The organism is Paraglaciecola sp. QJM3NY_14 (assembly GCF_056173245.1).
On record NZ_CM149664.1, the window covers coordinates 1,307,129 to 1,320,850 of the forward strand.

At 44.6% G+C, this 13,722-nt stretch carries 15 protein-coding genes; 9 read left to right on the forward strand and 6 right to left on the reverse strand.

Going from position 1 to position 13,722, the window contains the following annotated elements:
* Window positions 1–193 precede the first annotated feature (193 nt).
* From gshB to serA, 5 genes are all read left to right on the forward strand, one after another.
* Window positions 194–1,156 carry a glutathione synthase gene (gene gshB, locus AC0VYA_RS05520; protein ID WP_475490323.1) on the forward strand — a complete coding sequence of 321 codons (963 nt, stop codon included), beginning with the start codon at window positions 194–196 and terminating at the stop codon, window positions 1,154–1,156.
* Between the two features lie 28 nt (window positions 1,157–1,184).
* Window positions 1,185–1,742 carry a YqgE/AlgH family protein gene (locus AC0VYA_RS05525; protein WP_475490324.1) on the forward strand — a complete coding sequence of 186 codons (558 nt, stop codon included), beginning with the start codon at window positions 1,185–1,187 and terminating at the stop codon, window positions 1,740–1,742.
* A gap of 82 nt (window positions 1,743–1,824) precedes the next feature.
* Window positions 1,825–2,256, forward strand: coding sequence for a Holliday junction resolvase RuvX (gene ruvX / locus AC0VYA_RS05530; protein WP_475490325.1), 432 nt, complete (start codon window positions 1,825–1,827; stop codon window positions 2,254–2,256).
* A 138-nt stretch (window positions 2,257–2,394) separates the two neighbouring features.
* Entirely contained in the window at window positions 2,395–3,048 is a 654-nt protein-coding gene (locus tag AC0VYA_RS05535; RefSeq protein WP_475490326.1) for a TlpA family protein disulfide reductase, read from the forward strand.
* Between the two features lie 133 nt (window positions 3,049–3,181).
* Window positions 3,182–4,411, forward strand: coding sequence for a phosphoglycerate dehydrogenase (gene serA, locus AC0VYA_RS05540; RefSeq protein ID WP_475490327.1), 1,230 nt, complete (start codon window positions 3,182–3,184; stop codon window positions 4,409–4,411).
* A gap of 124 nt (window positions 4,412–4,535) precedes the next feature.
* On the opposite strand, the gene AC0VYA_RS05545 is transcribed toward serA, so the two are convergent.
* Window positions 4,536–5,282, reverse strand: coding sequence for a helix-turn-helix domain-containing protein (locus tag AC0VYA_RS05545; RefSeq protein WP_475490328.1), 747 nt, complete (start codon window positions 5,280–5,282; stop codon window positions 4,536–4,538).
* A 604-nt stretch (window positions 5,283–5,886) separates the two neighbouring features.
* Here AC0VYA_RS05545 and AC0VYA_RS05550 point away from each other — a divergent pair.
* The gene (locus AC0VYA_RS05550; protein ID WP_475490329.1) at window positions 5,887–6,780 is read left to right on the forward strand and encodes a sugar phosphate isomerase/epimerase family protein; all 894 of its coding nucleotides are present in this window, start codon (window positions 5,887–5,889) and stop codon (window positions 6,778–6,780) included.
* 68 nt (window positions 6,781–6,848) lie between these two features.
* Here the strand turns inward: AC0VYA_RS05550 and AC0VYA_RS05555 are convergent, their stop codons facing one another.
* Window positions 6,849–7,430, reverse strand: a complete 582-nt coding sequence (locus AC0VYA_RS05555; RefSeq protein ID WP_473478970.1) for a phosphoribosyltransferase family protein — start codon at window positions 7,428–7,430, stop codon at window positions 6,849–6,851.
* A 147-nt stretch (window positions 7,431–7,577) separates the two neighbouring features.
* Here AC0VYA_RS05555 and AC0VYA_RS05560 point away from each other — a divergent pair, with 147 nt between their 5' ends.
* The gene (locus AC0VYA_RS05560; protein ID WP_475490330.1) at window positions 7,578–8,144 is read left to right on the forward strand and encodes a phosphoribosyltransferase; all 567 of its coding nucleotides are present in this window, start codon (window positions 7,578–7,580) and stop codon (window positions 8,142–8,144) included.
* A 121-nt stretch (window positions 8,145–8,265) separates the two neighbouring features.
* Here the strand turns inward: AC0VYA_RS05560 and AC0VYA_RS05565 are convergent, their stop codons facing one another.
* Window positions 8,266–8,958, reverse strand: a complete 693-nt coding sequence (locus AC0VYA_RS05565; protein ID WP_475490331.1) for a YceH family protein — start codon at window positions 8,956–8,958, stop codon at window positions 8,266–8,268.
* Window positions 8,959–9,060: 102 nt separating this feature from the next.
* On the opposite strand from AC0VYA_RS05565, the gene AC0VYA_RS05570 reads away from it, so the two are divergent.
* Window positions 9,061–9,981, forward strand: a complete 921-nt coding sequence (locus AC0VYA_RS05570) for a histone deacetylase family protein (protein WP_475490332.1) — start codon at window positions 9,061–9,063, stop codon at window positions 9,979–9,981.
* Between the two features lie 6 nt (window positions 9,982–9,987).
* Here the strand turns inward: AC0VYA_RS05570 and AC0VYA_RS05575 are convergent, their stop codons facing one another.
* From AC0VYA_RS05575 to AC0VYA_RS05585, 3 genes are all read right to left on the reverse strand, one after another.
* Window positions 9,988–10,164, reverse strand: a complete 177-nt coding sequence (locus AC0VYA_RS05575; RefSeq protein WP_473478974.1) for a DUF6435 family protein — start codon at window positions 10,162–10,164, stop codon at window positions 9,988–9,990.
* Window positions 10,165–10,369: 205 nt separating this feature from the next.
* Window positions 10,370–11,005 (reverse strand): peptidylprolyl isomerase, encoded by a 636-nt coding sequence (locus AC0VYA_RS05580; protein ID WP_475490333.1) that lies wholly within the window; start codon window positions 11,003–11,005, stop codon window positions 10,370–10,372.
* A gap of 227 nt (window positions 11,006–11,232) precedes the next feature.
* Window positions 11,233–11,790 carry an NAD/FAD-utilizing enzyme gene (locus AC0VYA_RS05585; RefSeq protein ID WP_475490334.1) on the reverse strand — a complete coding sequence of 186 codons (558 nt, stop codon included), beginning with the start codon at window positions 11,788–11,790 and terminating at the stop codon, window positions 11,233–11,235.
* Between the two features lie 171 nt (window positions 11,791–11,961).
* Between AC0VYA_RS05585 and AC0VYA_RS05590 the strand changes: the two genes are divergently transcribed.
* Window positions 11,962–13,719 carry a monovalent cation:proton antiporter-2 (CPA2) family protein gene (locus tag AC0VYA_RS05590; protein WP_475490335.1) on the forward strand — a complete coding sequence of 586 codons (1,758 nt, stop codon included), beginning with the start codon at window positions 11,962–11,964 and terminating at the stop codon, window positions 13,717–13,719.
* Window positions 13,720–13,722: the final 3 nt, after the last annotated feature.

A 13,722-nucleotide genomic window follows, 5' to 3' on the forward strand; every position in this document is an offset into this window, starting at 1 on the left:
TTGGGACTTAGGGAGTGTCGAGTTATATGTTCTGACGTCCTGATAATTTATTGCTGAATTGGTGTAAGCTAAAATCTAAAAATCCTGTCTGTTTATTTATCTTGTACTTGAAATTTCGATAATTACCTCAAAATTAGCTTAATCTATGGCAACTCCTATTCTCGATTGCCTTCTAACGTTTTAAGGACTGACCTTGACCATTAAACTTGGCGTAGTGATGGATCCGATTGGATCGATCGACATTAAGAAAGACACTAGCTTTGCGATGCTGTTGGGTGCACAAGCCCGTGGCTATGAAATTTTTTATATGGAAATGGGAGACTTGTACCTTAATAACGGCAAACCAATGGCGCAGATGCGCAGGTTAACGGTGCAGGAAGATGCAAGTAATTGGTTTGAGTTGCAAGACGAAGAAAATCGCGGCTTAGGCGAGCTTGACGTTATTTTAATGCGCAAAGATCCGCCCTTCGATGGTGAGTTCTTATACGCCACGCAGATGTTCGAATTGGCGGAACAAACCGGTACGTTGGTGGTGAACAAGGCGCAAAGTTTACGCGACTTTAATGAGAAGCTATTTACCTCTTGGTTCCCAGAACTGATCCCCGATACCTTGGTAACGCGCAGTTCAAAGCTTATTCGCGAATTTCATGCACAACATCAAGACATGATTTGTAAGCCACTTGACGGCATGGGTGGTACGTCGATTTTTCGTGTTAAGCCTGACGGTAATAACTTGGGCGTTATTATTGAGACGTTGACGCATTTGGGTACACAGTACGCCATGTTCCAACGTTATTTGCCTGAGATAAAAGATGGCGACAAGCGCATTTTGATTGTGGACGGACAAGTTGTGCCATATGCCTTAGCGCGTTTACCGCAGAAAGGTGAAACCCGTGGTAACTTGGCGGCTGGTGGCACGGGTCGTGCGCAGCCTCTGTCTGAAAGTGATTTGAAGCTGGCTAATACCATCGCACCTTTGTTGGTAGAGAAAGGGCTAATTTTTGTTGGTTTAGACGTTATTGGTGACCGCATTACGGAAATTAATGTCACCAGCCCAACGTGTGTGCGTGAAATTGAAGCGGCCTTCCCAGTTGATATTATTGGCATGTTGTTTGACGCCGTAGAGAAGCGTCTCAGTGCCCGAGATAGCCAATAATATGTTACCCACTACGAGTGATAACAAAATGAATAGCTTTCAAAACTATCTGCTGATTGCGATGCCTAGCATGGAAGATCCGTATTTTTCCCGCTCGGTGACTTACATCTGTGAGCACAACGAGCAGGGCGCTATGGGCCTAGTGATCAATCAGCCAGCAGGCATGAGTTTGAAAGAGCTTATTAACCAGACTGATAAAGAAGCCATAGTGGATGATGAAAGGGCCGAAAATATTGTTTTAGCAGGCGGACCAGTGAGTCAAGATCGTGGTTTTATTTTGCATACCACCCAACCAGGTTGGAGTGCCAGTTTAGCGTTGACGTCAGAGATCATGGTTACCACTTCAAAAGATATTTTGTCGTCACTGGGCAACAGCGAAGCACCTGAGAAGTCTATTGTCACCCTGGGCTATGCAGGTTGGTCAGCTGGGCAACTGGAAGAGGAAATTCGTGCCAACTCGTGGTTGATGGTAGAAGCGGATACTGAATTATTATTCGACACGCCTATCCATAAAAAATGGGAAGCGGCCGTGCATAAGCTTGGTATTGATACTTGGCAGATCGCCCCCACCGCAGGTAATGCTTAGGTCAGTACTGGCCAAAATGATAACCCCTTCAAACATAGAGCGGTGTGAGTGTGCCGCTTTATTAACCCATTAGAGTGTAACTATGGCAAAAACTGGACAGCGTACTGTTCTCGCATTTGATTTTGGCACAAAGAGTATTGGCGTTGCTGTAGGCCAAGAGGTGACGGGTACGGCTTCGCCACTAGATGCGATCAAAGCCACAGATGGGATACCAAATTGGGACGTTGTCGCTAAGGTGTTTGAGCAGTGGCAACCTGACTTAGCGCTTGTGGGCTTACCCTTGAATATGGATGGTACCTTTCAACAGGTAACGTTTGCAGCGAAAAAGTTTGGCAATCGATTAAGCGCGAAGTACAGAGTCCCAGTTGAAACAGTAGACGAGCGTCTGACAACCGTCGATGCTAAAGCTCGTTTGTTTGAAATGGGCGGTTTCAAAAAGCTCGATAAGCAGAAGATTGATAGTGCATCTGCCTGTCTAATCTTTGAGAGTTGGGTGGAGCAATCCTACTCCTAAGTCCTATTAGTGTGTACCGAGCACTTAGGCGTAGAGAAAGTGCGCGGCGTTAAGAAAACGCATAAAACATCATCGCGTGACGAAAGTTTAAAGGCCGATTGGCTTTCTTGTTTACATCAACGTTAATGAGAAAGCCCAATGCAACACGCTCTTATATCTCTGACCTCAAATAACACTCAGCAAACGAGTACCCCACTCAAGAATATCCAGCAACAACAGATCCTACAAAAAGACTTAAAACAAACCAACAGCGCATGCACTATAAGGGTGAGCGCGGTGTTGTGCGTTTTACTGCTCATGATGTTTATCTCACCACTGACCTATGCAACTGAGCCAAAGCCAGAGCAGAAAAGTGCAGCGTCAGCAGCGCCGCTCAAAATGGCACCTAACTGGAGCCTACAAGATGCCGACGGTAATCAAGTGTCTTCAACAGATTTTGCAGGTAAACCACTGATTATTCACTTCTGGGCGACGTGGTGCCCGTACTGCAAAAAGTTGCAGCCTGGGCTAGAGCGCCTCTATGTGAAATACCAACAACAGGGCCTACAGATGATCGCTATTAGCTTGCGAGAAGATGAAGACGCCAAGCCACAAGAAGCGCTGAATGCACGAGGTATGACGTTTAAAACGTTAGTCAATGGCGACCAAGTTGCCATGGATAAATTCTATGTGCGAGGTACGCCAACTACCTTTTTTATTAATGCAAAAGGGCAAGTGGTGGTGGCGACTCAATTGTCTGATCCACATGATCCGCGCTTGGAGCAAGTAGTGAAATCTATCTTGGTTAAATAACGCCTGACTTATGTTCATTATTTATCATTGTTTTTAAGAGATCTGCTTTCTTATAAGGCGGATTTCTGCTACTTTTGCGTTGGCAAATAGACGTCCAGATGTCTTCTTATTCTTCATCAACTTGGATACCGCAATGAGCAAAGTTTCGCTTCAAAAAGACAAGATTAAAATTTTACTTCTCGAAGGTTTACACCAGAGCAGCTTGGATACACTGAAAGCAAATGGTTATGAGAATATTGAGTACTTGAAAACGTCGTTACCTGAAGACGAATTAATTGAAAAAATTAAAGATGTGCATTTCATCGGTATTCGCTCGCGTACTCAGCTAACCGAGGCGGTTATCGCAGCGGCGAACAAATTAGTTGCGGTCGGTTGTTTCTGTATTGGTACTAATCAAGTCGATCTTAAAGCTACCCAGAAGCGCGGTATTCCTGTTTTTAACGCGCCATTCTCTAATACGCGTTCTGTGGCTGAGTTGGTACTAGGTCAACTGATTTTATTATTACGCGGTGTGCCTCAGCGCAACGCTAAAGCCCATCGCGGCGAGTGGGACAAGAGCGCAAATGGCTCGTTTGAAGCCCGTGGCAAAACGTTAGGCATTATTGGCTACGGCCATATTGGTACTCAGCTGAGTATTTTGGCTGAGCATTTGGGCATGCGCGTGCAATTTTTTGATATCGAAGATAAATTGGTGTTGGGTAACTCGACGCAAGTCAAATCGATGAAAGAATTGATGAGCACCTCTGATGTCGTGAGCTTGCATGTACCTGAAACCGCACAGACTCAAAACATGATTGGCGCGACCGAGTTATCGTGGATGAAGCAAGGCGCTATTCTTATCAATGCGGCACGTGGTACTGTGATTGATATCGCTGCGTTGGAGGATGTACTTGAAGCGGGTAAGCTAAGTGGCGCGGCCATTGATGTTTTCCCTGTTGAGCCTAAGTCAAACAAAGAAGAGTTCGAGTCACCCCTGCGTAAATTCGACAATGTGATTTTGACCCCTCATGTGGGGGGCAGCACACAAGAAGCGCAGCAGAATATTGGTATCGAAGTGGCAGGTAAGCTTGCGAAATACAGCGACAATGGTTCGACTTTGTCAGCAGTTAACTTCCCTGAAGTATCCTTGCCTTCTCATGCTGACCGCTCACGTTTGTTACATATCCATAAGAATGCGCCAGGTGTATTAACCCAGATTAACCAAGCGTTCGCAGAAAAAAATATCAACATCGCAGCTCAGTATCTGCAGACTGACGACATCATTGGTTATGTGGTGATTGATGTTGAAACTGACGATGCAGATGAAGCGTTAGAACAGCTAAACTTGATTGATGGCACCATTAAGTCACGTATTTTGTTGTAGAGCCAAAAGGGCTAGTTATGCAGACTAGCGAGCTAAACCTAAACAAAGAACAAGCGCTACAGGGCAACCTATAGCGCTTTTTTATACTTGTTACGCGCTCTTTGTGCAGTTTCGGACACAAAAATTACTGATAGCTTTGCCTAAATTCAGACGGTTTTGTTTCAAATAGCTGGTAAAACTTACGGCTGAAATAACTGGCATCTTGAAAGCCTACTTCTGCGGCAATCACGTTTATGGGTAGGGTGGTTTCCACTAATAAGCGCCTCGCATTTTCTAATCTGACTTGAATAATGTAGTGCCTTGGGGTGAGCCCCAAGTACTTTTTAAACCGTCTCTCAAGGGCGCTTATCGACAGATGCGATAAAGATGCTAGCTCTTGCATAGACAAGTTCTGCATATAGTGCTGGCGAATATGGCTCATAGGGGTTTTGAGAGCGTCCATGCTGTTTAGCGCCACTGAGGTTTTCTCTAAATGGCGCGACGTCCCATACGAGCCGATAATGGTGCCGTCAGCGTCATAAAGTGGGCGTTTTGATGTGGTGAACCAGCACACTTCACCGGATTCAAGCACATTCATTTCAAGACGTTCTGTTACCGTTTCTCCTTTTACCACCCGCTGGTCATCATTTAAAAACTGTTTGGCAATATGCCTTGGGGCAAAATCGGCATCGGTCTGGCCAAGCGCTTGCTCAAGTGTGTGAATACCCACGTGCTCTAAAAAGCATTGGTTGGCGTGTATTAATCGACTGTGGGTGTCCTTTATCCAAAATAGAATGTCCGGTAGCAGATCAAACATAGATAACAGCTGACCGATATTGCAGCGCTGAATAAATTGCGCGCTTTGTTCACTGCTTATGTGGTGTGTCGTCATGGTGAATGGCTTGCTCGTGTCAAATATTCCCGAAGGCTTAATATAGGTAGATAAACGCACACTGTATAGTCATAAAGTCCACTCTCTATTAGCGTTATAGCGATTTATATTAACAACGTCTCTTTTAAAACGCTGATTTTATCCTAGTTTAATCCGATTTTACGTTATCTGAACTTAACTTATGGCCTTACAATAATTAACACTTAATTAACTTTGCTTCCCTTTACTGAGGTTATCTAATATTGGTTTGAACTCATGCACAGGATTAACTACTTAGCTAAGAGAAAGACTCGGGCTAACTGGGCAATCGTCGCTTTGATTAACAAATTTTGATGTTAAATAAGTTGACAGCGGCTGAACACAATTTTGAAGGTAAAAGCGTTTTCTATGGATAAATTATCAACACGCGTTGTGGGTGAGGTGTCACAAGACGCCAATCAATTAGACGATAAAGGCACGCCCATTGAGAGCCCAAAGATGGCCCGTTCCTTCTGGGGTTAGGTGCATTAGTCGGGGCTGCTGTTGCTGAAATGCGGCCAGGGCGCATTTAGTTTTTCGCAACGTGAGAAATTACGCAAAATGTAAAATATAGAAAGGAATAGAAATGAAATTAGCAAACTTTACATCACGAGTCGCTCTGATAATGAGTGCCATCGTTATCACCATAACGCTAAGTGGTTGTGATCAAGTTGAAAAACAGAAAAGCGCAAAGAAAGCTTCAGCCATCGAACCTCAAGTGAGTGTGCAGTTATGGTCGGTAAAAGATGAAGTGAAGCGTGATTTCGAAGGAACCCTCACTATATTGGCTGACATGGGCTTTGATGGTGTTGAGTTCGCAGGCGACTTTGGTAAATATGAGCAAAACCCGAAAGCACTGAAAGCATTTCTTGATGGACTGGGTTTAAAAGTCAGCGGCGCGCATATTCCGTTTGAAAAACTAGACGAACAGCAATTTGCTGACACAGTGGCGTTTTATCAAGCTATTGGCTGTGATAGCTTGATTGTACCCTATGATGCGCGCGCGTTTGACGCTCAGCAGGTTAACGCTGTCGTAGCAGATTTGAATCGGTTGTCTGATAAGCTAGCGCCAGAGGGCATAAAGATTGGTTATCATAATCATGAAAAAGAGTTTGATGACTACCAGCAAAGTACCTATTGGGATTACATTGCGCAAAACACCCATAAAAACGTCATTTTGCAGCAAGATGTGGGCTGGACGACCTATGCGGGGAAAGATCCTGTCGAATATGTTAAGCGCTACCCTGGCCGCACTTTTACCACTCATTACAAGGTCAAACTACCGGACGATGTTCAAGATAAGCTGCCGTTAATTGGTCAAGACACCATAAACTGGCCGAATCTGATTGACGCCAATATGACTGTTGGCGGAACACACTGGCTTGTGATTGAGCAAGAAGAATATCCTAACGATTTAAAACCGCTAGAAGCGGTTAAAATATCAAAGCAGGGCTTAGCGGAGTTTCTTGACGCGCGCTAGCGTTGAATGAGCGACGCATCTCCAGTAGCCCCGCGTGTGAAATGCATGTTGGACTCCATTTATGTCCGCTATGGGGTAGGGACAATGGAATCCATAACGGCTTTCAAACCCGGCTTGTTGTCGATGATTTCCTGGTGGGTCAACCCCACCAGTTCATAGGGTAATATCAACCATTTATCAGAGGTATTAATATAATAGTCAGGCACCCTGTCAGTACGATTGTTGGCGGGCTTAAACCAAGGCACTGCTACTTTGAAATCTTTAGGCATATTGCGCTTAGCTCGCGATGATAGTTGGTCAAGCACGGCCTTAATGCTCAAGCCTGAGCTGTATACGTCATCAACAATCAGCAATTTATCATCTTGATTGAGGTTCTCTAATAGGTACTGCAAACCATGCACTTTAATGCCTTGTTCACTATCAATCATCTGTTGATAACCTGGTTGCCCCTGATAGGAAGTACGAATTGAAATATGATCAGTCTCAACGCCTAAATACTGCAGGCATTCCTGCACATAGATGCCCACAGTGCTGCCGCCACGCCAAATACCCACCACAAAGTCGGGGCGATAGCCGCTATTAAATATCTCCACCCCCAGTCTAAATGAGTCTTGGATCAGGGCATCTTCGCTAATAAATGTTTTTTCCATACCTTTGTCCTTAACATCGCGGCTAACACCACGCCAGTTCATAGGTGTTACCGACTGTCAAAAGTCAATAAACTAACCAACGCTCTATGAAGATCGCGTACAATACGCGTTCAATCACTTTTTTACCAAGTTTGTATTAAGCCTATTATGTCTGAAAAAACCTACCTCAGCGCGCAAGATCTGCTAATAGACTCCTTTAGCCTCGGAGCCAAAGTATTTAACGATGGTTTCAAACCCAATTATATCATCGCTATTTGGCGCGGTGGCACGCCCATTGGCGTAGCGGTGCAAGAGATTCTGCAATACCACGGTATTGAGAGCGACCACATTGCGATACGCACATCTTCCTATAGCGGTATTGATGGTCGGGCTAAAGAGGTGCGCGTTCATGGGATGAACTACCTCATTAAAAACATTAGAGCAGAAGATCGATTGCTGATTGTTGATGACGTTTTTGATACGGGGTTGACTATTCAAGCGGTTATCAATCACCTCAAAGAAAAAACACGTCTCAACGCCCCAAGTGAAATTCGCGTCGCTGTGCCTTACTTTAAACCTACGCGTAACAAAACCGATATGGTTCCCGACTACTATCTGCACGCCACTGAGAGCTGGTTAAAATACCCCCATTCGTTAGAAGGCCTGACAGAAGAAGAAATTGCCAAACACCGACCTGAACTTTACGACATTATAAAAGGTGCCAAAAAGCCGTAAATCAAAGTTATCGGCGATGGTCTATATCACGGCTATTACCTATGGGCTCCATCAACGAAAGCTCGTTGGTTGTCATAGATACAATAAAACGTGCATCTAATGCTGAATATCAACGAGCTTCTTAACGGGTTAATTCATCAAGGGTTTGTTTCAGTTGTTCTAGTTCACAGCGTAACTGAGTCACGGTATCTTCAAGGGCGCAGATGCGTGCTTCTTGAGCGGTATTGTTGGTCGCGACCGTGGTGTTCGAGGTGCTAGGTTGACTGCTTTTACTCGCTGTTGCAGGTTCGTGGCTAATGGCTTCATTAGTGTCTTTGTAAAACTGCTGAGCGTAGCGTGATTCGCGTTTACCTGGCTCTCGTTCAAGGCGGACCACTAGCTGCTCGCCGTTTACATCCATTAATTCATTTAGGGCTTTTTCGACTTCATCCACATGAGTAAAACCAGCCATACGCTGGGCACGGGTGCGAAGCTCTCCGGGTGTTTGCGGACCGCGTAATAACATCACGCAAATGATGGCTAACTGTTGAGGCGTGAGCTGTAAGTCGCTGAATTCTGTATTACAAAAACGATGTTTGTAGCGTGTGGCACGACTGCCGCTTTGCTCAAATATCAAGTTCTTGGCATGTAATTCATCCAGGATATTTTGTACTTCAAGCTCAGTGAGCTCCATCACTGGTTCACGGTTACTTTTTTGGTTACAGGCTGTGGTCACGCTGTTCAATGAAAGGGGATATTGTTCAGGTGTGGTGACTTCTTTTTCAAGTAGCACACCGATAACGCGGGCTTGGGACTGGGTTAAGGTAACTAACAAGATAACTCCTTAGAAAATAATTATGCCTTGCAGCGAAGGAAAACCGGCGAGACAATAAGGTAAATAACGCTTTGGCCTATACGAGTGGCTGAAGTTAAGTATATGAATGAGAGCCATCTTTTGTCGACACCTTTAGTTTTTCACCCCATTTACAGTCAGCTAGATTTACCGTTCAAACATCGCTTTCCCATTGAAAAGTATCAAGCAATTTACGATAAGCTGATCGGCTTAGGTGTCGCCCAAGGCCAATTTCATCAGCCGCACGCGCTCACGCCTAGTCAGTTAAACCGTGTTTACAGCCCTGACTATGTGAATGACCTTACCCGTGGAATGCTGGACCCTAAAGCGATGCGTAGGATTGGTTTCCCTTGGTCTGAGCAGCTGATTGCACGTTCGCTTACGGCGGTAGGGGGGACGGTTTTAACCTCCTCACTTGCCCTTGAGCACGGTAAAGCGCTGAATTTAACCGGTGGGTATCATCATGCGTTCGCAAATTTTGGTTCAGGATTTTGCTTGTTCAATGATTTGTATTTAGCTGCGCTGAATATGTTGCAAACGCCCACTATAAAAAAAGTACTGATCTTCGACTGTGATGTGCATCAAGGGGACGGTACAGCCAAGCTCGCTTCCAATAATAAGCGTGTTTTCACGGTATCCATTCACTCAGAGAAGAACTTTCCCCATCGTAAGCAGGTTTCTGACTTAGACTTTCCTTTGGCGAAGGGAGCCACGGATGAGGAGTATTTAGCGATAGTGAAGCGCGCGTTGAACAAAGCGTTTACGGCTTTTCAACCCGACGCTGTGATATATGATGCCGGTGTGGATATTCACGTTAACGATGACTTAGGGCATTTACATATTTCGACGACCGGTGTGTATGCCCGAGATTGCATGGTGTTTGAAACGTGTGAGAAATACGGTGTACCCGTGGCCGCGGTAATAGGAGGCGGATATCAGCGAGATATAGACGCCTTAGTGGATGTGCATTTACAACTATATAGGGCGGCAGGGGTTGTAGCTTGACCCGAATTACTTGTTATTTTTTTCAAGCGTCTCTATTTCGCTCCACAGGGCCTCAGCTTCTGCGGTCAACATTGCATAGCTACGTATATCACCTTTGCGCTGGGCTAACATGGCTTGTTCAAGTTTCTGGTCGTATTGTTTTTTCATTTTCTTTAACGGAGACGATTTTAAGAAGCCAAACATACATTTTCCTATTGGTTGTGACGAAGACGTTATTCAACACGCCATTAATCAGTGAGTCAAAGTCTTACTGTTGTTATTGTGTTTGGGATCAATTACCTGCCTCTAGTTAGAATGTGGCACCTATCTCAACTCTTTTAATTTTTGGTCGCACCAACTGAACGTGACAGAAGGGCTGATCGTCAACTTAGCCGTCACGTTCGCGATGTTACTCAGCCAATGTTATGACTATTATTTTGATAGGTTGGGCTAAGATCTGATTTTTAATGTAGGGATCTTCAACGACTTTTGCCTGTCGATTACGTTGAATTTTTTTGACGATATCCATTCCTGCAGTCACTCTCCCAAATGCAGCAAAACCTTGGCCATCAGGATTCCTAGCGCCGCCATAATCGAGAGAAGACTGCTCCCCAACACAAATGAAAAACTGTTGAGTAGCAGTGTTGGGCCCACCTCTGGCCATCGATAAGGTTCCGTCTTTGTGTTTTATTCCGCTGAGTTTAGTGGTTTCAAGCACGATAGGCGGGAAGTCCTTGAACTGAGGGTTAGTGCGCCCTTGAATAACCGATATTGGTGGTGTGCCTTGGTCGTTATCAGGGCCCACTACGCGGTAAAATTCGCCTCCCGTGAACGCTGATTGTTGAATATATGCAATGAAATTAGCCACAGTAACAGGTGCTTTTTGTGTAAATAGTGCTATTTCAATATTCCCTAAAGCGGTTTGAATGACAGCTTGTTGAGTTGCTTTTTGTGACGTCAGTGGGGTTTGCGCAGATGCAAAAAGTGAATTTGTTAAACTAAGCAACACTAACGAAAGAAGTATAAATCGAGGGTAGGGAGACATATTGTAAATTCCTTTTTAAATGGGGGTATGTCATTAGAAGGCATCAGTAAGCATTTTTCAATGAAGAGTCGAATTCGAGTATTGTTCAACGATATGACTTTAGGGGCCGTTTGCTAATTGTACGATTAATATCGCTGTCGCTTAAGGCTTGTCGGTAACAATGCCGCAGCGATAAGGCATGCTGTGGCATTAAGGTATTGTGAAATAGCGAAAATCAACTTGTGTTGTTACGGCATAGCTTTCATCGCTTGGTTAAACTTGTGTTGCCCGTTAACAACCCAGCTTGGTGTGGCTTCGCCCGCACCAGCGTATCGCAAGCTGGGGTGCTGACTCGTTACCTCTTGTAATACGGATTCTTGCTCAGCGGTGATATCAACGAAAAAGACATGCATGCCTTGCCCAAGGAGTTGCTGGAAACGCTTAAATTGGTAATTAGGTGTTTGAATGCCTATCAAGCCACCTTCCCATGTACAAAACCCTAAAACGACCACCGCACAAAAACCAAACGGGATCCAGCCTACAGCCGTCATATGCCAATTAAATAAATACGCCACTAATAAAATGAGGAATGCGCCGAGAATGCCAATAACGGCGCCTAACTGAGTGGAGTGAACGACGTCTTTTTTTAAGACGGATTCTATTGCATGTAAATGGTGTTTTTCTAACTCGGCGTCATTTTCACTGAGTACGTGAAATTGAGGTACCGTCAAGCCGTTGTCTACTAGTTCCCTTTCGACTTGTTCTAAATCTCCTAAATCATCAGTTATGTAGTAATGTCTAAACATAGGTTTCTCCAGAGTGTTTATTGACCGCTTGTTAACCTGTGAAGTATAGCAGTGCCGGTAGAAAGCATGCAGAAACGTATTGGGGGGACACTACCGGCGCGGCTGAACTGATGTGTTAAATGCTTAGGCTCTGATATGATCATGGCTGCATAACATTTTCTGGGCAATTTGATGAGTTTAATGGGTTCGGCAGTAGTATTTTTGGTGGCAGCAGTGGTGGCCGTTCCTATTTTTAGAAAGTTAAAATTAGGCGCTATTTTAGGGTATCTTGTTGCAGGCGTCGTAATTGGGCCATCTGTCATGGATTGGGTCAATGATCCGCAGACTATTTTGCACGTCGCTGAGTTAGGTGTGGTCTTCCTACTTTTCATTATTGGTTTAGAGCTCGACCCCAAGCAGCTCTGGGAAATGCGTAAAAAAATAATGCTAACTGGCGGCTCACAGCTTATTTTCAGTGCAACCTTTATCGCCCTAATGTGTTCTTCAATCCTTTCTTTATCAGCCGTTACCTCATTGGTGGTTGGTTTATCTGTAGCGCTCTCCTCTACTGCGTTTGCTGTGCAGTTAATGGAAGAGCACGGAGTATTAAAGACGCCGCCTGGTCAACAGGGCTTTTCAATCCTGCTTATGCAAGATGTGGCAGTTATTCCGATACTATTACTTGTTGCTAGTCTTTCCTCAGGTGATGTAGCGACTGGGCCAGCTTGGTGGGTAAGTGTATTGGCTTTGTGTGCGGTGCTGGTGGTTGGACGCTTCTTAATAAACCCCTTCTTGAGCTTGATTTCATTGTATGGCAATTCTGAGGTGATGACGGCATCGGCTTTATTAATTGTTATCGCTACTGCGCTGGGGATGCTGGAGGCTGGACTTTCAATGGGGATGGGGGCCTTCGTCGCGGGTATTTTACTGGCGAACTCAAGCTTCAAACATCAACTTGAGACGGAAATAGCACCGTTTAAAGGGCTATTTCTAGGGTTGTTTTTCATCGCGATTGGGATGAACTTAAATCTAGCGCTTTTGGTCTCAGAACCTTTGTTTATTCTGGGGGCGAGTGCAGTGCTTGTATTGGTTAAGGGCGGCGTTATATTTACCATTTTGAAAATGGCAAAACAAAACACGACTGATGCAGTAAGAATAAGTTTAATGCTCTCACAAGGTGGCGAATTTGCCTTTGTAGTGATGTCACAAGCGGAAGTAACGGGTGTTGTTGAAACACTCATTTCTCAGCAAGTAACTTTAATTGTAGGGATTTCAATGGCATTGACATCTCCGCTGGTCATAATGCATAGCGTGTGGTTCAACAGTAAAAATTGCCCAGCGGTTTATGATGCTGAGCCAGATGAAAAAGAGCCTAAAGTTTTGATCGCGGGCCTTGGGCGTTTTGGTCAGGTATCTGCACGTATCTTAACGGCAAACAAAATTCCTTTTATCGCGCTTGATAAAGATCCTGAGCAGATTGAGTTTCTGAAAAAGTTCGGCAGTAAAGTGTTTTATGGAGACGCCAGTCGGCTGGATCTATTACGTACGGCCGGTATAAGCAAGGTTAAGGTTATACTCATAGCAATAAATAACGAGCAAGAGGCACTTAAGATCGCCTATTTGGTGCGTGATCACTTCCCTGATATTAAAATTATCGCCCGTGCACGCAATCGTATGAGTGTGATTAATTATGCAAGAGCAGGTGTGAATACTTATGTGCGTGAAGCCTTTCCTGCGGGTTTAAAGGCTGCAGAAAAACTGTTACAAGCTTATGGGTTTGATGAGGAGAAAGCACTTCGTACCGTGGAGGTTTTTGCGAAACATGATGATAAATTAGTGCACATTAGCGCCACTAAAAACCTAAACCTCCAGCAAATGATTGATATTAATGAGCAAGATAAGACAGAGCTGCAATCCCTATTCGAGCGAGACGAAAAAGGGATTAAATGAGAG